The sequence below is a fragment of the Streptomyces sp. NPDC006259 genome, from assembly GCF_042870975.1.
Taxonomy (GTDB): Bacteria; Actinomycetota; Actinomycetes; order Streptomycetales; family Streptomycetaceae; genus Streptomyces.
Genome location: NZ_JBIAHY010000001.1, coordinates 223,248 through 243,121 on the forward strand (window position 1 = coordinate 223,248; position 19,874 = coordinate 243,121).

Below are 19,874 nucleotides of genomic sequence, written 5' to 3' on the forward strand. Positions count from 1 at the left end.
GCCGTGGTCGATCCGCGCGCGGGCAGTTCGGACGGTCACCCGACTCCCTCACGGCCCCGGCACGTCGACAGTGAGCGGCGCGCGGCCGCGCATGAGGATCCGGTCGTCGACGAACGTGGTGCGGGCGTCCGAGGAGCGGGCGCGGTGGACGGGGGGCGCGGCAGGTCGTGTGCGGCCGGGTGTACAGGCCTGGTGTGCGGGCCGGGTGCGCGGGTCGGCGAGATCGACCAGGAGGATGTCGGCGCACCGGCCGGGACGGGTCGCGCACGGTGTCCCGGCCTTGGCCCGGCCGCACGACAGCTCGTTCGGCCCACCGCCGTTCGCCGGCGCGGTGTCACCGTCCAGGGCGACGGCAACCGGGCCCGGCCGACGGGTGGACAACTCGCCCGGGGCCCGGTCAGACCGCGACGGCCCGGCCTGTGACGCCTGTCGGGAGCCCCAGGCGTTCACGGTGCGCGGCGAGTTCTTCGAGGAGTTCGGTGAGCCGGTCGCCGTGTCGGCGGTCGATCCGGCCGGTGTCGTCGAGGTGGACGGCGGCGGCGGTGGTCGTGTCGACGAGGCGTTCGAGGAGGGCGGCCACCTCGTCGGTGCCCTCGGTGTGCCGGGCCAGCGCGGGCAGTTCGGCGGCCGCGAGGGCGATGGCGGCGCGGGCTTCGGCGAGCGCCCGGTAGGCCTCGCGGCGCAGCGTCCAGCGGGCGGCCCGGTCGTCCGGTCCGTCCGAGCCGTCCAGCACATGGACGAGGTAGGCGTGCGCGGCGCCCGCGGCGGACGCGAGCCGGGCGCGCACCTGCCCGCCGCGCTCCCCCGGCATCGGCAGATGACCGACGATCAACACGATCACGCAGGCCAGCAGTGTCTCCCCGATCCGCCCGACGGAGGCCTGGGGCTCCCCGCCGACCATGACGAGCGACAGGACGAGGACGGTGACGACGGCGGTCTGGGCGGCGAAGTGCCGGGTGGAGACGGGGACCAGCGCCCCGCAGACGGCGACCAGTGCCACCAGCCCCTCCGGGTGCGGCAGCACGGCGGCGAACCCGGCGAAGATCAGCGCCCCGAGGACGGTCCCCGCAGCCCGGCACAGCACCCGCGAGACCAGCGGCCCCAGGTCGGGCTTGACGAGGAAGACGGCGGTGGCGGGCAGCCAGTACCAGTGCGTGTGCTGCCCGTACCAGTGGGAGTGGTGGAGTGCCTGCGCGACGGCGGCGCTGGCGCCGAAGCAGAGGGCGACCCGCACCCCGTACTCCCGCCCGCCGGCTCCGAACGCGGTCCGCAGCAGGTCGCGGACGCCGCGCCGGCGGGTGTGCAGGTCCGCTCCGTCGCCCTGGTCGAAGGCGTGGGCGGCCTGGAGCAGGGCGTCGTCGAGGGCGCGCAGCGCGGGCGCGGACCGGGCGGGCGCGGGCAGCGGCCCGGTGGTCGTGCTCTCCCGTACGGCGGCGGCGAGGCGTCGCGGTCCCTCGGCGGCCCGGCCGGTGAGGCGGGCGCCGGCCCAGGCGAGGGCGGTGGCCGCCTCGGCCAGGGGCAGGGCGGCGGCGTACTGGGTGTGCAGCCGGCGTTCGGCGGAGGTGGCGTAGCGGCGCAGCCGGGGTCCGGCGAGGGCGTCCTCGGCGTGGTCGAGAGCGGCGGTGAGGCCGGCGCGGCGGGCGGTGGCGTGCCCGGTGCCGACGGCGTCGAGGAGAGCGGCGACGGCCTCGTACACGCCGGCCACGGCCGCCCGTTCCCCGTCGAAACGGAAGTCTCCGGCCAGCGCGCCGGGGGTGGGCAGGGCGAGCCGGAGCACGATCAGCCATCCGGCGCCGGCGAGGAAGGCCAGGGCCCGTGCCCAGCCGCTGTCGGGCAGCGGCATCCCGGCGCCGATGGCCGCGGCGACGAGGAGCTGGGTCCCGCCCCCGGAGGCGACGGGCCCGATGGCGCTCGCGCCGCCGGCGAGGAGGCCCAGGGCGGTGAGGACGAGCGTCAGCGCGACCGCGCCGACGTGGTCCCCGGCGTACGTCCCGACCAGGAGTCCGGCCGCTCCGGCGAGCGCCGGCGCCCCGAGCCGCCGGACGGCGGCACGCCGGCTGCCGGGACGGTCGTTGATCCCGGCGAGCATGGCGGCGATCGCGGCGACGACTCCGAGGGACGTGTGGCCGGCGAGGACGGCGGTGAGCAGGAGCGGCCCGGCGGCGAGCGCGCCGCGTACGACCGCGCTCCACGGAACGGGTCCCCGCTGGGCCCGCAGGGCGTGCGCGAGCCAGGGCGGCAGGGCGGAGAGTGTGCGAACGGCAACGGCGGAACGCGGGGACACATGGCTCCGTTCGGACGAGGGCGGGAGTGCGCCTTCGGGCGACGGTGACCGGGGCTGGGTGGTGGCTGCTGGTGCTCGTGCTGATGCTGACGCTGGTGCTGGGGCTGTGTCTCCACGGTACGGGTCGATCGGGGAGAAGGGGGGACGGCAGCGTTTCGGGAAGGTGACGGCTGGGCCGGATCCCGGTTTCTTTATGAACGCAACCGCCCGGGCGCCTGTGCCGGGCGCCACTCCGGACGCGCGCGTGGCCTCTGGCGCCGGGCACCGTCTCCTCGATGAAGGCGCGGATCCGGTCGAGCGCCTCCGGGACGCGGCCGTGGGCGAGCTGCCGACAAGGACGCCGGCGTCCCTCAGCCCGGCCCGGTCCACGAGGACGCCGGCGCCACTCGATGCGGCCCGCTCCACCAGGCCCTCCTCTCGCGCCACCCACTCCCCCACGCGGCGAGCACCGCGTGCCCGGCCTCGGTGGCGGAAACGGTCAAGGCGCCCCCGGCTACTGGACGGCCAGGTCCCAGCCGCTGTCCGGGTGATGTGTACCCGAGCATCGGAGCCACCGGGAGCGACAGCGCGGATGCCGGGGAGGGAGGGCGGCCAGGTCGTCGGTGGTGGCACGGGGAAAGGCCACTCCCGTCAGAACTCCCAGAGGTTCCGGTGGCGGTGGCGGGTCGGCGGGTGGTCCAGGTCCTCGGCGACGTCGACCAGGGCGCCGGGCGGGGCCGCGCGCAGGCGGTTGCGGGCGGTCGTGCGGAAGACGGCCAGGGCTGCCCGGGCACGCGACTCGTAGGGGCCGTCGACCTCCGCGTTCAGGGAGCGCGGATAGGTGCGGGCTATGAAGGCACGCCGGACGGGCACGGGGCGCGGACGGCGTCCCTCCCGCCGCGCACGGGCCGACTCCTCGGCCGTGAGACGGAGTTGGACGAGCACGTGTCCGGAGCGCAGGCCTGCTCCGCAGGTCGACCCGGCGGCGGGGCGGTGGTTGCGGTGTCGAAGGCTGACGTGGTGAACGGTGCGGGACATGACGGACCTCCAGGGGCCCGCCGGACCTTCCGGCGCGGCCCGCTAGAACTCCGCCGCCGTGAAACGGCCCAGGTACTTGGTGCGCATGGAGGAAGAGTGCCGTCCGAGGCCCGCGCCCGTCCAGCGGATATCGCGGCGAGGCCGATTGTCAGTGGGGCACGCTTGAATGGGAGGTGCCGTCACGGAGTGTGACGAGGGGCAGGGTCGCGGGGGGAGTGGGAGACGGTGAGGTACGCGGAGGACGAGCGGCGGTACGTGTCGTTGGCCGGCCTGCGGATGCGCGGCTGGACGGGAGCCCTGGTGCACCGGCTGCTGGGCCCGCCGGACCGGATCAGCGTGGACCCCCGAGGGCGCACCGCGCCCCCGGCGCGTCTGTACCGCGCGGAGCGGGTGGAGGCGGCGGAACGCTGCGAAGAGTTCCTGCGGGGGCACACACGGCGCATGGGCGACGGGCCACCGGACCCCGGCGGAGGGCCTGGTGGGGATGCCGTCCTGGGCGAAGGGCCTGGCGGGACTGCCGTCCTCGGCGGAGGGCCTGGCGGGACTGCCGAGCCGGGCGCAGGGCCGGGCCTCTCGGGCCTGTCGCACCACCACGCCCCATCGGGCGACTCGGCCCTCTCGACCGTCCCGGAGGAGGAGGAACCATGAGTCAGGCACGGCGCGTACTCCAGGTCCGCCGCCGGAAGTGGCCGAGCTGCTCACCGAACACCGCGAAGCCGTACGAGGCGAGGTGACCGAAGCCGTACGAGGCGAGGTGACCGGTTCGCCTCGGTGAGGCCGTCCAGCTCCTCGCGGGTGAGGCGCTGGTCGCCGAGCGCGAACCGCCTCCGGCGACCCCACCGGCGCCCGCATCCACGCCCTGAGCCACGTACGGGCCGGCTATCGCTCACGGTGCCGCACCTGCCCGGGGAGCAGCCGACCGAAGACCCGTCCACCTGGACTCCTTCCCCGGCCGATCAGGCACGGTCCGGTACGACGGGCCGGTCAGCTCAGCCCCGCCGCCGTCGCCGCCCTGCTCAGCACCTCCCGCAGCATCTCCGGTGTCAGACGGCCGGTGAAGGTGTTGCGCTGGCTGACGTGGAAGCAGCCGAAGAGGTCCAGGCCGTCGAGCGGCACCCGGGTCCCGTGCGCGAAGGCCGGCCGGGGCCGGGGCACGGCCCACCCCGCCTCGGCGAACGCCGGCAGTGCGGCCTGCCAGCCGAACGCCCCCAGCACGACGGCGGCCCGCAGCGTCGGCCGCAGCAGCCGCAGTTCCTGGACGAGCCAGGACCGGCAGGTGTCCCGCTCGCTCGGGGTCGGCTTGTTGGCGGGTGGCGCGCAGTGCACGGGCGAGGTGACGCGCACGCCGTACAGGGCGAGGCCGTCGTCGGCGGACACGGAGGTCGGCTGGGAGGCGAGCCCCACGTCGTACAGCGCCTGGTACAGCACGTCTCCGGAACGGTCGCCCGTGAACATGCGTCCCGTGCGATTCCCGCCGTGCGCGGCCGGGGCCAGCCCCACGATCAGCAACCGCGCATCGGCCGGACCGAACCCCGGCACCGGCCGCCCCCAGTACGTCCAGTCGGCGAAGGCCGCCCGCTTCGTACGGGCCACCTCCTCCCGCCACTCGACGAGCCTGGGACAGGCCCGGCACCCCGCGACCCGCCGGTCCAGGGCGGGAAGGGGGTGCGGAGCCAGCGGTTCGTCGGGGTCCATGGGTCCACATTAGGACGGGCGCCGGGGCCACGAGGGTCAGAGGGTCACGCTGTGCGCCGCACCAGCCGCAGCAGGTCCTTCAGGGAGTCGCGTCGGGCCCAGGCGATGAGGCCCAGCGGGACGAGCATGATGAGGGGCGTCGCCGCGTTCTCCCCGTCCATGGCGACGATCGTCACGATGAACGCCCCCACCATGAGCGCCCCCAGCGAGATCGCGGCCACCGACCGGAGCACCGGGACGAGCAGGGCGATCGCGCCGGCCAGTTCGAGGACACCGATGGCGTACATGCCGGTGTGGCCCCAGCCCAGCTTGTCGAAGCCCTCGGCCGCCGACGGGTGGGCGATCAGCTTCGGCAGTGCGCTGGCGATCCCGTAGAAGAGGGCGAGCAGCACCTCCAGCCCGCGCAGGGCGATGCGGGCACGTCGACGCCCGGCGGTCAGGGACTCAGCGCCGGCGGAAGCGGCGGCGGGGAGGGGGGCCGTGGTCTCGGACATCGAGGTCTCCTGGGGAAAGCGGTCCGTTGTGCTGTCGGAGAGAAAGACCGCTCCCCCGCCGTGAACTCATCGGTCTTCGCCGCGATTCATCGCTTCACCGCCCTCACCCAGACGCGGTCCTGCGTCAGATACCGGTCCACCCTGAGTCCCGCCTCCGCCAGTGCCTCCTCGAACTGTTCTGCCGTCAGGGGCCGTGCGCGGAATGTCTGAGTCCATATCGCGTCCGGGAACACATACTCCGCGCGCACCGAGTTGACGCCTTCGCCGACCGGGTCCGCCGACAGGATCCGTAAGGTGAAACCGCTCGGATCGACCCGCTCCCGGGGCAGGTCGGTGTGGTAGTCCTCGCCCTCCCGCTGGATCAGCACACACCCCTCCTCCTCCACATGCCGGGCGCAGGTGCGCAGCATGCCGCGCCGGACCTCCTCGTCCCCGGCGTGGACGAGGAACGACGCGAGCAACACCACGTCGAAGGTCTCGTCCAGGTGCAGATCCTCGATGGGACCGCAGACGGTGCGCGCCCCTCGGACGCGGTCGAGCATCTCGGCGGACTCGTCGACCGCCGTGACCGTGAACCCGCGCTCCAGGAGCGGGTGGGTCATGCGGCCGACGCCGCTGCCCAGCTCCAGGATGCGCGCGCCCGCGGGCACGGCGGCGGTGATGATGTCGGGCTCGTCGCCCACCGGGAGGCGGCTGTACAGCTCGACCGCACAGCCGTCCGGGGTGATGGTGCCCGGGCCCGTCCCCTCGTGTCCCTCTCGCATTTCAAGCCTCATACCCGCCCAACGGCCCGCCCCCGCACGGGCGTTCCCCCGCTCCGCCGGTTCATCCGTTCGAGTGAGGGCAACACGTTCGACGAAGGTGCCGAACACCTGGCGGCGCCTGCCTCGCTGCGGTCACGGCCTCGCCGCCCCGCCGCCCCGCCGGAGAACGCCAGAACCCCCGCTGGAGAACGTCCGACCCGAGGAGTACGTTTCGAGGAGGAGCGGTGATCCGATGCGTACGGGCAGTGAGCCGGTGACAGCGCGCAGTGCACTGAGGGTGCGGCTGTGGCTGAGCGTGTGGGGGCTGCTCTGGGCGATCTTCGGGACGGTCGCGTTCGCGCTCGTGGGGCGTCCGGGGTGGGCGGTCGCCTGCGGGGTGCTGTGGCTGGTGATCACCGTCGATCTGTCGGTGATCCTCAGGCATCTGCGCGAGGGGCCCCACTATCAGCCGGGCCCCGGCATCCCGCCGTACCGGCCGCCGGAGCAGCGCCGCCGCTGAGGGCGGCCGTTGGAGGCGAAGGCCAGGGGCCTCAGGAGTCGAACCGGGCCGCCTTCAGGTACTGCGGGTTCGGGTCCAGCGCGGCGGCCAGGCGGAAGTGCCGCTTGGCCTGGTCGGGGCGGCCCTGCCGTTCGTAGGTGCGGGCGAGCGCGAAGTGGGCGAAGGCGTTGTCCGGCTCCCGCTCCAGGACGATCGTGAACTCCAGCTCGGCGGGCCGCAGTTGCGCGGCGGCGAAGAAGGCACGCGCCCGCAGCAGCCGGGCGGCGGTGTTCTCGGGGTACGCGGCGATGACACCGTCGAGCAGTTTCACCGCGCCGCGCGGATCCCGTGCGGCGAGCAGTTGCTCTGCCGCGCGGAAGTCGATGACGTGCGTTTCCGGAGAACGTCCGGTCGAACCGCTGGTTTCGGGCACGGCAGGTTCCTTCCCTCACTCACAGCGTTCAACGCGTTCGGCGGCGGCCCCTATTCCTGGTACATACCGTTAGCCGGACGTCTCCCCGTCCCGCCCGGGCGCCTGCGCCCGGCGGACCAGGTCGGCCCACACGTCCTTCACGCGGCGCTCCAGGTCGGGCAGCGGTACGTCGTTGTCGATGACGATGTCCGCGATCCGTCGGCGCTGCTCGCGGGTCGCCTGGGCGGCCATTCGCGCGCGGGCGTCCGCCTCCGTCATTCCGCGCAGCCGCACCAGCCGGTCGAGCTGCGTAGCGGGGTCGGCGTCGACGACCACCACCACGTCGTACAGGGGGGCGAGCCCGTTCTCGGTGAGGAGGGGGACGTCGTGGACGACGACGGCGTCCTCGGGGGCGGCGGCCTCCAGTTCCCGGGAGCGGGCGCCGACCAGGGGGTGCACGATCGCGTTGAGCGCGGCGAGTCTGCCCGGATCCGCGAAGACGATCGAGCCGAGCGCGGGCCGGTCGAGGCCGCCGTCCCCGGCGAGGACGCCCTCGCCGAAGGTCTCGACGACCGCGGCGAGGCCGGGCGTTCCCGGCTCGACGACCTCGCGCGCGATACGGTCCGCGTCGATCAGTACGGCGCCGCACTCGACGAGCAGCCGCGACACCTCGCTCTTGCCGGCGCCGATCCCACCGGTCAGGCCCACCTTCAGCATGACGGGAAGCTTAGGGCCTGCCGCCGACGCAGCACGCGGCAGACCCCGGGAGGGCTCTCAGCCCTCGCCCTCCCGCTCGGCCAGGAACTTCTCGAACTCGCGCCCGATCTCGTCGGCGGACGGGATGTCGACCGGCTCGGCGAGCATGTTGCCGCGCGTCTCGGCGCCGGCGGCGGCGTCGTACTGGTGCTCCAGGCCCTGGACGAGGGCCGTCAGCTCCTCGTCGCCCTCCTGGATCTGGCGGTCGATCTCGGTCTGCGTGCGGTGCGCGTCCGTGCGAAGGGCGTGCGCGATGCTCGGCAGGACCAGTCCGGTGGCGGCCGTGATGGCCTCCAGAACGGTCAGCGCGGCGTCCGGGTAGGCGGAACGCGCGATGTAGTGCGGGACGTGCGCGGCGACGCCCAGGATGTCGTGTCCGGCCTCCATGAGGCGGTACTCGACGAGGGCCTCGGCGCTGCCCGGCACCTGAGCCTCTTCGAAGGGGCTGCGCTGGCCGGGGACCAGATCGGTGCGGTTGCCGTGCGGGGTGAGGCCCACGGGACGGGTGTGCGGGACACCCATGGGGATCCCGTGGAAGTTCACCGAGAGGCGTACGCCGAGGCGCTCCACGATCTGCTTCACGGCCGCGGCGAAGCGCTCCCACTCGACGTCCGGCTCGGGGCCGGACAGCAGCAGGAAGGGCGCTCCGGTGGCGTCCTGGACGAGCCTGACCTCGATGGTCGGTTCCTCGTAGTCCGTCCACTGGTCGCGCTGGAACGTCAGCAGCGGGCGCCGGGCGCGGTAGTCCACCAGTCGGTCGTGGTCGAAGCGGGCGACGACCTGGTGGGGCAGCGAGTCGAGAAGCCGGTCGACGATCTGGTCGCCGGTCTCGCCCGCGTCGATGTATCCGTCGAAGTGGTAGAGCATGACAAGTCCGGCCGACTCCTGGGCGAGCGCCATGTCGACGACGGCCAGCCCCTTCGGCTCCCATGCGTACAAACCCTGCGGATCAAGCACTTGGACCGCTCCTCCTCGTGTTCGTACTGCACAACGCCCCGCAGGGCGTGGGCATTCCCGGCCCACGCCCCTGATCAGGTGACTTCCCGTCGGCTTGGCGGGCCACCGGGCCAGAAAGTCCGCACGCACGCGTGGAGGGCGGTCAGCGCCCGGCGCGCGGAGGCCGAAGCACCGTGCCGCCAGGCGGGGACGCGGCTGGGCCGGTCGTCGGCGAAGCGGTTCGGGGACGTGGCCGTGCAGTCAGCCTGTGCCTCGCCGTACACGTCGGCCCGCGTGGGCCGCCGCCGGGGCGGTGGACCCGCCGTCACCGCAGCCGACCAGCACCCTCCGGTCCCCGTGCGGAGGGCAGGCCCATGGCGTCGATCACGGCGATCCTGGTGTCGGGCGCCGCGCGTGAGGCCGCCGTTCCGCGGGGACGCCCGGCGATTCGTCCCGGACCGGCACCGCACCTGCGCCACGACGGCCCTTCGACCCGCGGGCCCGAGACCCGCAGACCCGCAGACCCGCAGACCCGCAGACCCGCAGACCCGCAGACCCGCAGACCCGCAGACCCGCAGACCGATGGAACAGCACTGAGGGCCCGCACCTCAAGGTGCGGGCCCTCAGTCATGAGCTAGTGCTCAGTGGGCGTTCAGCTCTGCCCACCGGCCAGCTTCTCGCGCAGCGCGGCGAGCGCCTCGTCCGAAGCGAGGGCACCAGAGGTGTCCGCACCCTCGGAGGAGTACGAACCGCCACCGCCACCGCCACTGGACGCGGCCGGAGTCGCACCGGCAGCGTCGCCGCCCTCGGCCGCAGCAGCGGCGTCGGCCTCGCGGGACTTGATGACCTGCTGCTGGTGCTGCTCGAAGCGGGTCTGCGCCTCGGCGTACTGGTTCTCCCACACCTCACGCTGGGACTCGTAGCCCTCGAGCCAGTCGTTGGTCTCGGGGTCGAAGCCCTCGGGGTAGATGTAGTTGCCCTGGTCGTCGTAGGACGCGGCCATGCCGTACAGGGTCGGGTCGAACTCGACCGAGGCCGGGTCGGAACCGAACGCCTCGTTGGCCTGCTTCAGCGAGAGGCTGATGCGACGACGCTCGAGGTCGATGTCGATGACCTTGACGAAGATCTCGTCGTTGACCTGGACGACCTGCTCCGGGATCTCCACGTGGCGCTCGGCCAGCTCGGAGATGTGGACCAGACCCTCGATGCCCTCGTCCACGCGGACGAACGCACCGAACGGAACCAGCTTCGTGACCTTGCCGGGCACGACCTGGCCGATCTGGTGGGTGCGGGCGAACTGCTGCCACGGGTCTTCCTGCGTCGCCTTCAGCGACAGGGAGACACGCTCGCGGTCCATGTCCACGTCGAGGACCTCGACGGTGACTTCCTGGCCGACCTCGACAACCTCGGAGGGGTGGTCGATGTGCTTCCAGGAGAGCTCGGAGACGTGCACCAGGCCGTCGACGCCACCCAGGTCCACGAAGGCACCGAAGTTGACGATCGAGGACACGACGCCGGAGCGGACCTGACCCTTCTGCAGGGTGGTGAGGAACGTCTGGCGAACCTCGGACTGGGTCTGCTCCAGCCAGGCACGGCGGGACAGGACCACGTTGTTGCGGTTCTTGTCCAGCTCGATGATCTTGGCCTCGAGCTCCTTGCCCACGTAGGGCTGGAGGTCGCGGACACGGCGCATCTCGACGAGGGAAGCCGGCAGGAAGCCACGGAGGCCGATGTCGAGGATGAGACCACCCTTGACGACCTCGATGACGGTACCGGTGACGATGCCGTCCTCTTCCTTGATCTTCTCGATGGTGCCCCAGGCGCGCTCGTACTGGGCGCGCTTCTTCGAGAGGATCAGGCGGCCTTCCTTGTCCTCCTTCTGGAGAACGAGGGCTTCGATCTCGTCGCCGACGGCGACCACGTCGTTCGGGTCGACGTCGTGCTTGATCGAGAGCTCGCGGCTCGGGATGACACCTTCGGTCTTGTAACCGATGTCGAGCAGGACCTCGTCCCGGTCGACCTTCACGATGACGCCGTCGACGATGTCGCCGTCGTTGAAGTACTTGATCGTCGCGTCGATCGCGGCGAGGAAAGCTTCCTCGTTACCGATGTCGTTGACCGCTACCTGCGGCGTGGTAGAGGTGGTCTCGGTGCTGCTCGTCATGTGGGAAAGGGCTCCGGTACGGACAGAGAGTCGTAGGTACTGCTTACGCCGGGAGCCCGTTTCGCTCTGCAGAAGGCCGGACAGCCAAGGAAGCGCCCCACCGGGGAACCGGTGATGACGCCTCGACAACCGAGGGGACATACATACAGATGCGAGCGCGACCTGCTACGTCTGAGGTGCGCAAGCCCGCAGCGCAACTTGTAGCATACGGGGGCAGCCGGGCAGGGTCAATGCGCGAAGGCGCACACCCGGGGCGGATCGCCGCAATCCCGGCACACAACCTCTCTTCCGAGGCCGCGCGGGCCACAGGAGCGCCGTCCCCGTGACACCGTGACGGCGCCTCCCGGAGCGGCTTGGACGGAAGAGTACGACGAGGGAGCCGGTCATCCAAGAGCCCGTCACGTCCCAGCCGCAGTCCGAGCCGGCCTTCGAGCCGCCCTTCGAGCCGGAGGCCACCCGCCGCGAGGCCGGTGCCGCGGAGAGCGCGCGCGCCAACCGCGGCTGGTGGGACCGCAACGCGGACGAGTACCAGATCGAGCACGGCACGTTCCTCGGCGACGACCGCTTCGTGTGGGGTCCCGAGGGCCTGGACGAGGTGGAGGCCGAGCTGCTCGGCCCGCCGGAGGACCTGAAGGGGAAGGCCGTGTTGGAGATCGGCGCCGGCGCGGCCCAGTGCGCGCGCTGGCTGGCCGCCCAGGGCGCCCGTCCGGTGGCCCTGGACGTCTCCCACCGCCAGCTCCAGCACGCGCTGCGGATCGGCGCGGCGTTCCCGCTGGTGTGCGCCGACGCGGCCGTCCTGCCGTTCGCGGACGGCTCCTTCGACCTGGCCTGCTCGGCGTACGGCGCACTGCCCTTCGTCGCCGAGCCGGTGCGGGTGCTGAAGGAGGTGCGCCGGGTGCTGCGACCGGGCGGGCGCTTCGTCTTCTCGGTGACCCATCCGATCCGCTGGGCCTTCCCGGACGAGCCGGGCCCCGAGGGCCTGACCGTCGCCTCGTCGTACTTCGACCGCACGCCCTACGTCGAGCAGGACGACGACGGCCGGGCGGTGTACGTCGAGCACCACCGGACGATCGGCGACCGGGTCCGTGACGTCGTGGCGGGGGGCTTCCGCCTGCTGGACCTGGTCGAGCCGGAGTGGCCGGTCTGGAACACGGCTGAGTGGGGCGGCTGGTCGCCGCTGCGCGGCGGTCTCATCCCGGGGACGGCGATCTTCGTCTGCGAGCGGGACTGAGTCCGCGCGTCGCACGTCTCCGCTCCCCTCCTCTCGACGTCTCTCCTTGTCTCTCCTTTCGGCTTTCTCTCGACGTCTCTCCTTTCGGCTTCTGTCTTCATGCACGCACGCGTGCGTGGGCGTTTCCGGCGGCGTACGACACTGGGTGGCGTGATCCGCTACGACGCCCTGGACGCGCTGCCCGTGCGGGCCGCCCTGCCCGCTCTCCACGACGCCCTGACCGGGCGCGGGACCGCCGTGCTGGCGGCGCCGCCCGGCACCGGGAAGACCACGCTGGTGCCGTTGGCACTGGCCGGGCTGGTGGGCGGGGGGCCGGTGCGCAGGGTGGTGGTGGCCGAGCCGCGGCGGATCGCGGCACGGGCGGCGGCCCGGCGGATGGCGTGGCTGCTCGGTGAGCGGACCGGCGAGAGCGTCGGCTACACCGTGCGCGGCGAGCGTGTCGTCGGGCGGCACACGCGCGTGGAGGTCGTCACCACCGGTGTGCTGCTCCAGCGTCTCCAGCGCGACCAGGAGCTGACCGGCGTCGACGTGGTGGTGCTGGACGAGTGCCACGAGCGGCATCTGGACGCGGACACGGCGGCCGCCTTCCTGTGGGACGTGCGCGAGACGCTCCGCCCCGAGCTGGGGCTGGTCGCCGCGTCGGCCACGACCGACACGCAGGGATGGTCCCGGCTGCTGGGCGGTGCGCCGGTGGTCGAGGCCCACGGTTCGTCGTACGGCGTCGAGGTGGTGTGGGTGCCTCCGGTCCGGCCGGTGCGGCCGCCGCACGGCATGTGGGTGGACCAGGCGCTGCTCGCGCACGTGGCGTCGGTGGTGCGGCGCGCGCTGGAGGAGCGGTCGGGGGACGTGCTGTGCTTCCTGCCGGGGGTCGGGGAGATCGCGCGGGTCGCGGGGCGGCTCGGGGATCTGGACGGGGTGGACGTGCTCCAGGTGCACGGGCGGGCTCCGGCGGCGGTGCAGGACGCGGTGCTGGCTCCCGGGGAGCGTCGCCGGGTCGTGCTGGCCACGTCCGTGGCCGAGTCGTCCCTGACGGTTCCGGGGGTACGGGTGGTCGTCGACTCGGGGCTGGCGCGGGAGCCGCGCGTCGATCACGCGCGCGGGCTGAGCGCCCTGGCGACGGTGCGCGCGTCGGTCGCGGCGGGACGGCAGCGGGCCGGGCGGGCCGGGCGGGAGGCGCCGGGCGTGGTGTACCGGTGCTGGGCGGAGGCCGAGAACGCCCGTCTGCCCCGGTTCCCGTCGCCGGAGATCAAGGTGGCCGACCTGACGGCGTTCGCCCTCCAGGCGGCCTGCTGGGGCGATCCCGGGGCGTCCGGGCTGGCGCTGCTGGATCCGCCGCCGGGCGGGGCGATGGCGGCGGCCGGCCGCCTGCTGCGGGCGGTGGGGGCGGTGGACGCGGCGGGCCGGGCCACGGAGCGCGGGGTGCGGCTGACGCGGGCCGGGTTGCACCCGCGGCTGGGGCGGGCGCTGCTCGACGGGGCGTCCTTGGTGGGAGCGGAGCGGGCCGCGGAGGTGGTCGCGCTCCTGAGCGAGGAGGCTCCGCGGGAGTACGGCGACGATCTCGCGGGGGCGCTGCGCGCCGCCCGGCGCGGGGGTGACGCGTACGCGGGGCGCTGGCGGACGGAGGTACGGCGGCTGCGGGCGGTGGCGGCGGAGTTCTCCGGCCGGGCCGAGGGGGCCGTCGCGGGTCCGTCGGCGGCGGCCGGCGAGGACGGCCGGGTCGGTGTCGTCGCCGCTCTCGCCTTTCCCGAGCGGGTCGCCAGGGCCGACGGCGGTTCGCACCTGATGGTGTCCGGGACGCGGGCGGAGGTGCGTGAGGGGTCGGGGCTGCGCGGGGCCCCGTGGATCGCGGTCGCCGTCGCCGACCGTCCCGTCGGCAAGGGGCACGCGCGCGTGCAGCTCGCCGCGGTCGTCGACGAGGAGGTCGCCCGCTTCGCGGCCGGGGCGCTGCTCGACGTGCGCGAGGAGGTCCACTGGTCCGACGGAGACGTCGTGGCCCGGCGGGTCGAGCGGCTCGGGGCCGTGGAGCTGGCGGCGCGGCCGCTGCGGGACGCCGACGCCGGGCTCGTAAGGGAGGCGTTGCTCGAAGGGCTCGCGCGGGAGGGGCCGGGACTGCTGCGGTGGTCGGCGGAGGCACGGGGGCTGCGGCAGCGGCTGGCCTTCCTCAGGACGCACCTCGGGGAGCCGTGGCCCGACGTCTGCGACGCGGCCCTGCACGCGCGCGTGGACGAGTGGCTGGAGCCCGAGCTGGGCCGGGCCCGGCGGCGGGCCGATCTGGCGCGCATCGATGCCGGGAAGGCGCTCGCCCGGCTGCTGCCCTGGGCGTCCGGGGAGGCGGCGCGGCTGGACGAGCTGGCGCCGGAGCGGATCACGGTGCCGAGTGGGTCCGGAATCCGGATCGACTACGCCGATCCCGGGCAGCCGGTGCTGGCGGTGAAGCTCCAGGAGATGTTCGGCCTCCAGGAGACGCCGCGCGTGGCGGGGGTCCCCCTGCTGGTGCACCTGTTGTCCCCGGCCGGGCGGCCGGCGGCCGTGACCGCCGACCTCGCGTCCTTCTGGAAGGGCGGATACCAGGGCGTACGGGCGGAGCTGCGGGGCCGCTATCCCAAGCATCCCTGGCCGGAGGACCCGGCCGCTGCCGAGCCGACCCGGCACACCAACGCGCGACTCAGGCGGTGACCGGTTCGGCGTCGGCCGTGGAGGTCGGCCCGGGGTCGGCGGGGCGTCGGCCGCGGGCCTCCAGGTACAGCGACAGGGCGAACAGCAGGATGCCGAGGGCGAGGAAGCCCCAGGGCAGGTAGGACGTCATCAGCAGGATCAGGGTGCGGTGGGAGCGGACCAGGTCGACGGTGTGCTCGATGTAGTCCTCGCGCATCTTCACGTGGCCGGCGAACGCCGTCACCTTGTCGCGGCCTCCCAGCAGGGTGCCGCCGCGCAGTTCCTCCCGGTGGATCTCCTCGCCGTAGACGGGGGCGCCGGTGACGGGTTCGACCCAGAACCTGCGGACGGTGGTGTACCAGCGCGTGGTGCCGGTCCTGGCGACGGTCTCGGGGGTGATGCCGGCGACGGGCATGGTCCTGGGCATGGGGACCTGGGTCCAGGGGACGGTCTGCTCGAAGTAGTAGACCTCCAGGCCGCGGAAGTTCTCGGTGCGCTCGTAGTGGATGGGGGCGGTGACGCGGGCCTGGGCGTCGAAGTACTCGTAGTCGCGTCTCTCCGTGCGGAAGGGCCACTTGAACTCCAGGCCCTCGCGGCGGACGGGGCTGCCGTCGACCATCTCCCCGGTGGCGTGGACGGGTTCCTGGGTGTGGGCGTCGAAGATGTAGCGCTCCGGGATGCGGGAGACCATCTTGCCGTCGGGGCCCTGGACGTAGGACAGGCCGTCCCAGACGACGACGTCGCGGCCCGCCGTCCGTTCGATCCGCTGCGACTCCTCCACGTTGCCCTTGAGGGTCTGCACGACGGTGATCTTGGGGACGGTGCGGGCGGTCATCGTGCCGTAGTCGAGGAGGGTGGCGTCGTGGGCCTCCAGAACCATGTCCTGGTAGGCGTTGGCGGGGACCTTGGCCAGGCGGGGGAAGGCGTACCAGCGCAGCAGTGGGGACAGGGCCGTGAAGAACACGGCGAGGGCGAGCAGGATCAGGCCGGCCTTGCGGCGCATGTCGGCCTCCCTCCCGGGTGGTCAGGGGTGGGCGGGCACCGTCGTCAGCAGGGGTTTCGGGGAGGTCTCGCCGGCCCGGGTGCCCAGGGCGGTGAGGGTGAGGACCAGGGCGAGCGCGAGGGCGAGGCCGGTCGCGGCGGCGATCAGGGCGCGCATGCGGGCCTCCCGCGAGGTCGGAGTCGGAGGTGCCGGCGGAGCTGATGGGTCGTCAGGTCGGGCACCGTAGCAACGGGCGGGCGAGATGAGAACAGGTCGCGCACGACGACGGCGCCCCGCTCGCGTGGAGCGGGGCGCCGTCGGTGTCGCGGGACGGTGGCTACGAGCCGGTCGTCGCCGACCCGGACGGGCTCGAGGAGGTGCTCTCGGAGGTCGTGCCCGAGGGGCTGTCCGACGGGGTGTCCGACGGGGTGTCCGAGGGGGTCTCCGGCGGGGTCGGCGTGGACGACGGTGCCGCCGTGACGGTCAGTTCGACCGTGAGGGTGGCACCGCCCTCGGTGGTGACACGCAGCAGGTACGTGCCGGCGGTGTCGTCCGCGTACAGCTTCGGGAGCGTGAGCAGGCCGTTCGCGTCCGTCCGGAGGTCCGTCAGGGTGCGGACCGGCTTGCCGGCGGCGTCCTTGAAGTACGGGCCCTTGTCGTTCGCGGTCGGGTCGTCGGCCGACTTCACGAGCGTGGCGGTGGCCGCCACCTTGTCCGCCACGGCGCCCTTGTAGGTGGCCTTCACCTCGACCCGGTCGGCGAACTCACCGCCCGCGACGCAGGTCGGGGCGGCCGAGCCGGTGCGGGCCAGGGCGTCGGCGGCGCGCGCGGTGACCGTGGCCGAGTAGCTCACGGCCGCGACCGTACGGCCCACGACGGTGGCACGGACCGTGAAGGCGCCGGTCTTCTCGCCCGCCTGGAGGGCGGGCGCGGTGGCGACGCCCCGGCTGTCGGTGAGGACCGTGGCGACGCTCTCGCCGCCCGTGAAGGTGGCGTCGGTGTCACCGGCGATCGTGAAGCGGACCCGGACCTTGGCGACGGCCGTGCCGGCCTTGGTCTCGGTGCGGGTGCTGATCCGGTCGCCGAACGCGTCGCCCGCCATCGCGGTGAGCTTCGCCGTGCCCGCGTCCTCCAGGTGGTGGACCGAGTCGGTCGGGGTCGTCGCGGGGGGCGTGGTGGCCGGCGGGGTGGTCGTCGGCGGGGTCGTGGCAGGAGGGGTACCGGGGGGCGTCGTACCGGGCGGGTTCGTGCTGGGCGGGGTCGTGCTGGGCGGGGTCGTCCTGGGCGGCGTGGGCGACGGGGTGGTCGTGCCGCCGCCACTGCCCTCGTCGCTGCGGCTGTCCGGCAGACTGCCGGTGCCGTCCGGCACCTCGTGCGTGCCCTTGCGGTAGTAGTCGAGCCACGACACGACGGTGTTGTAGTAGTCCGTCGAGTTGTTGTAGCTCAGGATCGCGCTGCGCAGGCCGGCGTCGGTGGACATGTCCCAGCTGTAGCGGCACAGGTAGTGACCGGCGGCGAGCGCGGCGTCGTAGACGTTGTTGGGGTTCTTCGTGCCGTCGCCGTTGCCGTCGCGGCCGGCCCACTCCCAGGTGGACGGGATGAACTGCATGGGACCGACGGCGCGGTCGTGCGCGGTGTCGCCGTCGAAGGCGCCGTTGTCGGTGTCGTTGATGTCGGCGAAGCCGTTGCCGTCGAGCACCGGGCCGAGGATCGCCGAGCGGGTGGTGCCGTCGGCGTCGACGTTGCCGCCGCGGGCGTGACCGGACTCCACCTTGCCGATGGCGGCGAGGAGTTCCCACGGCATGTTGCAGCCGGGCTTGGACCCGGCGAGCGCCGCCGCGGCCTTCTTGTAGGCGTCCAGGACGGTCGCGGGGATGCCGGCCTCCGTGTCGCCGGTGCCGACCGGGGTGGTGCCGGTGCTCGGGCTCGGCGCCGGGGTGGGGCTGTTCAGCGGCGGCAGGTCCGTGTAGTACGGGGAGTTGCCGGTGGCGCTCTCGTCGGTGCCGGCCGCCGAGCCGCCGTCGGCGGACGGGGCGTCCGCGGCGGTCCGTCCGCCCACGCCGCCGGCCGTGACGTCGGGTGCCTGGGAGGCGGCCAGAGCCGCGACCGCCAATGCGGCCACGGTGGTGTTGACCGCCCCCTTGCGCAGCCTGCTGCCGAAATGCGCCGACATGAAGTGAACTCCTCCCGTGGACACTCGAGCGCCCGTCTTCGTCCGTCTCGCCCGTCCCGTGGACGCCATGTCTCACTCGTCCCCGGAAGACGAACGACCGGTCGCGAGAGTCGCGGCCGCGGGCGATTTACGCTGCTCTGTTCGGTTGTGCCCCCGCGATTCGCGCTGCGGCGGCCCAGGCGACCCTACGACAACTTCTTTGCGACCGGCACCCGTTCGAACCCGGTGTTCACCGACCGGCCACGCATCGGGCGCGTGGAGGGCGTCCCGCATACTGGTCGGGTCGTCGATGTCCGGGCCGGCGGGTCCGGCAACATCCGTGCCCGGGAGCCTCGTTGCCGTTCACGCTGAGCCATGCGGCGGCCGTGCTGCCCGCCGTGCGCGCCGACGGCACCGGCCGCGGACGCCTGGTGCCCGCCGTTCTCGTCGCCGGGTCGTTCGCTCCCGACGTGACCTACTACGCGGCGAGTGTCCTGGCCGGGGCGATGGAGTTCGGCGACGTCACGCACTCCTTCCCCGGCGTCCTCACCGTCGACGTGCTCCTCGCCTGGGCGCTGGTGGGACTGTGGCTGCTGGTGCGTGAGCCGCTCGTCGCGCTGCTGCCGCGCGCCTGGCAGGGCCGCACGGCCGTCCTGACGCGCTGCGGGGTGCCACGCGCGCGTGTCCGGCCGTCCGCGGTGGCCCGGTGGTACGCGTCCGCCGTCCTCGGCGCACTGACGCACGTCGTCTGGGACGCCTTCACCCACCTCGACCGGTGGGGCATGCGGATGTTCCCCGTCCTCGGCGAGACGGTCGCGGGCTCGCCGCTGTACTGGTACCTCCAGTACGGCGGCTCGGCCGTCGCGGCCGTCGTGATCGCCGCGTTCGTCACCCGCGCGCTGCGCCGGACACCCGCGGCCGAGCCGCTCGGCGTGCCGGTGCTGTCGGCGCGCGACCGCTGGTGGGCCGCCATCGTGATCGGCGGCCTCGTCCTGACCGCGGCGGCCCGCCGGGCGATCCGCTGGTGGGACCACCGCGGGCCGGTCAGCAAGCCCTACGAGCTGATCCCGACCCTGTGCTTCGGGGCCGGGGCTGGGCTGGTGCTCGGCGTGCTGCTGTACGCCGGCGGCGTGCGGGTGCGGGTGCTCCGCGGGGCGGAGCGGCGCTCGCGGCACGCGGACGAGGTGGGCGTCGGCTGAGGAGGCGCGAACGGGGCACCGCCGAGCTGGGTCAGCGCCCGCCGCATCGGTCGGTGCCGGGTGTCGCGTCGGCGACGAAGACGGTGATACGGCGTCCCGCGCGCGGTCGGTGGAGTCGGCGCAGGGCGGCGACGGCGAGGGTCAGGTAGGCGCGGGCCGGCTCGGCCGACAGACGCCAGGTGCCGTCCGGGCGGGTGAGCAGTGCGAGGACCCGGCGGCGGAGACGTACGGCCGTCGCGCGAAGGAATCCGAGGGGGGTCCCGGGGACGCGGGGTGTGGCGGCGCCGGGCGCGAGGGCGGGAAGCGGTCGCCCGGAGGGCGTCGCGTCGAGGCCGAACCGCGTGACGGCGGCGGCCGTGGCGTGAACGCGTGCGGAGGCCTTCCGGCGGTGAAGCATGCGTATACCCATGGCCGCATCCTGGCGGCCCGGCGCGCCCGAGGCCCCCTTCTCGGGGGCCACGCGAGTGAGGGCCCTCCGGGGGATGTACGGGGAGTGACGGGGGCGGGGGCGGCGCGGGCAGGCGGGCAGGCGGGCAGCGCGGCCGGAGCAGCACGAGCTGGCGGGCCGGGCGAGTCCGGCGGCGGGGGCAGCACGAACAGTCGGGCCACGGCGAGTCCAGCGGCGGGAGCAGCACAAGCAGACGGGCCACGACGA

The 19,874-nt window shown here is 73.7% G+C and carries 17 protein-coding genes; 4 read left to right on the top strand and 13 right to left on the bottom strand.

Annotated elements, in window-relative coordinates; translation table 11 throughout:
• Positions 1-397: 397 nt before the first annotated feature.
• From ACFYO5_RS01025 to ACFYO5_RS01045, 5 genes are all read right to left on the bottom strand, one after another.
• A complete protein-coding gene (locus ACFYO5_RS01025; protein WP_388702734.1) occupies positions 398-2,284 on the bottom strand; it encodes an FUSC family protein in 1,887 nt (628 codons plus the stop codon).
• A 630-nt stretch (positions 2,285-2,914) separates the two neighbouring features.
• On the bottom strand, positions 2,915-3,301 hold the full coding sequence (locus tag ACFYO5_RS01030) for a hypothetical protein (protein ID WP_388702737.1): 387 nt from the start codon (positions 3,299-3,301) through the stop codon (positions 2,915-2,917).
• A gap of 984 nt (positions 3,302-4,285) precedes the next feature.
• Positions 4,286-4,996 (bottom strand): uracil-DNA glycosylase, encoded by a 711-nt coding sequence (locus ACFYO5_RS01035; protein WP_356569237.1) that lies wholly within the window; start codon positions 4,994-4,996, stop codon positions 4,286-4,288.
• A gap of 44 nt (positions 4,997-5,040) precedes the next feature.
• The gene (locus ACFYO5_RS01040; protein ID WP_388702740.1) at positions 5,041-5,490 is read right to left on the bottom strand and encodes a DoxX family protein; all 450 of its coding nucleotides are present in this window, start codon (positions 5,488-5,490) and stop codon (positions 5,041-5,043) included.
• A gap of 86 nt (positions 5,491-5,576) precedes the next feature.
• Complete coding sequence (locus tag ACFYO5_RS01045; protein WP_388702742.1) at positions 5,577-6,254, bottom strand: class I SAM-dependent methyltransferase; 678 nt, start codon at positions 6,252-6,254, stop codon at positions 5,577-5,579.
• 232 nt (positions 6,255-6,486) lie between these two features.
• Here ACFYO5_RS01045 and ACFYO5_RS01050 point away from each other — a divergent pair, with 232 nt between their 5' ends.
• A complete protein-coding gene (locus ACFYO5_RS01050) occupies positions 6,487-6,753 on the top strand; it encodes a DUF6343 family protein (RefSeq protein WP_388702744.1) in 267 nt (88 codons plus the stop codon).
• A 31-nt stretch (positions 6,754-6,784) separates the two neighbouring features.
• On the opposite strand, the gene ACFYO5_RS01055 is transcribed toward ACFYO5_RS01050, so the two are convergent.
• The 4 genes from ACFYO5_RS01055 to rpsA all read right to left on the bottom strand — a co-directional run bounded on the left by ACFYO5_RS01055 (position 6,785) and on the right by rpsA (position 11,000).
• On the bottom strand, positions 6,785-7,165 hold the full coding sequence (locus ACFYO5_RS01055) for a tetratricopeptide repeat protein (protein WP_356569246.1): 381 nt from the start codon (positions 7,163-7,165) through the stop codon (positions 6,785-6,787).
• A gap of 69 nt (positions 7,166-7,234) precedes the next feature.
• The gene (gene coaE, locus ACFYO5_RS01060) at positions 7,235-7,861 is read right to left on the bottom strand and encodes a dephospho-CoA kinase (protein WP_356569248.1); all 627 of its coding nucleotides are present in this window, start codon (positions 7,859-7,861) and stop codon (positions 7,235-7,237) included.
• 57 nt (positions 7,862-7,918) lie between these two features.
• The gene (locus ACFYO5_RS01065) at positions 7,919-8,857 is read right to left on the bottom strand and encodes a PAC2 family protein (protein WP_356569250.1); all 939 of its coding nucleotides are present in this window, start codon (positions 8,855-8,857) and stop codon (positions 7,919-7,921) included.
• 631 nt (positions 8,858-9,488) lie between these two features.
• Positions 9,489-11,000: a 30S ribosomal protein S1 gene (gene rpsA, locus ACFYO5_RS01070; RefSeq protein ID WP_356569252.1), complete on the bottom strand. Its 1,512-nt coding sequence runs from the start codon at positions 10,998-11,000 to the stop codon at positions 9,489-9,491.
• 385 nt (positions 11,001-11,385) lie between these two features.
• On the opposite strand from rpsA, the gene ACFYO5_RS01075 reads away from it, so the two are divergent.
• Both ACFYO5_RS01075 and hrpB read left to right on the top strand, forming a co-directional pair.
• Positions 11,386-12,231, top strand: a complete 846-nt coding sequence (locus tag ACFYO5_RS01075; RefSeq protein WP_388704682.1) for a class I SAM-dependent methyltransferase — start codon at positions 11,386-11,388, stop codon at positions 12,229-12,231.
• Between the two features lie 150 nt (positions 12,232-12,381).
• Positions 12,382-14,907 (top strand): ATP-dependent helicase HrpB, encoded by a 2,526-nt coding sequence (gene hrpB, locus ACFYO5_RS01080; RefSeq protein ID WP_388702746.1) that lies wholly within the window; start codon positions 12,382-12,384, stop codon positions 14,905-14,907.
• Here hrpB and ACFYO5_RS01085 read toward each other — a convergent pair.
• The 3 genes from ACFYO5_RS01085 to ACFYO5_RS01095 all read right to left on the bottom strand — a co-directional run bounded on the left by ACFYO5_RS01085 (position 14,897) and on the right by ACFYO5_RS01095 (position 18,041).
• Positions 14,897-15,889 carry a DUF3068 domain-containing protein gene (locus tag ACFYO5_RS01085; protein ID WP_388702748.1) on the bottom strand — a complete coding sequence of 331 codons (993 nt, stop codon included), beginning with the start codon at positions 15,887-15,889 and terminating at the stop codon, positions 14,897-14,899. The genes hrpB and ACFYO5_RS01085 overlap by 11 nt on opposite strands.
• A 21-nt stretch (positions 15,890-15,910) precedes the next feature.
• Complete coding sequence (locus tag ACFYO5_RS01090) at positions 15,911-16,045, bottom strand: SPW_0924 family protein (RefSeq protein ID WP_388702750.1); 135 nt, start codon at positions 16,043-16,045, stop codon at positions 15,911-15,913.
• Positions 16,046-16,205: 160 nt separating this feature from the next.
• On the bottom strand, positions 16,206-18,041 hold the full coding sequence (locus tag ACFYO5_RS01095) for a lytic transglycosylase domain-containing protein (protein ID WP_388702752.1): 1,836 nt from the start codon (positions 18,039-18,041) through the stop codon (positions 16,206-16,208).
• 335 nt (positions 18,042-18,376) lie between these two features.
• On the opposite strand from ACFYO5_RS01095, the gene ACFYO5_RS01100 reads away from it, so the two are divergent.
• The gene (locus ACFYO5_RS01100; protein ID WP_388702754.1) at positions 18,377-19,219 is read left to right on the top strand and encodes a DUF4184 family protein; all 843 of its coding nucleotides are present in this window, start codon (positions 18,377-18,379) and stop codon (positions 19,217-19,219) included.
• Between the two features lie 31 nt (positions 19,220-19,250).
• Here the strand turns inward: ACFYO5_RS01100 and ACFYO5_RS01105 are convergent, their stop codons facing one another.
• Positions 19,251-19,628: a hypothetical protein gene (locus ACFYO5_RS01105; protein WP_388702756.1), complete on the bottom strand. Its 378-nt coding sequence runs from the start codon at positions 19,626-19,628 to the stop codon at positions 19,251-19,253.
• Positions 19,629-19,874: the final 246 nt, after the last annotated feature.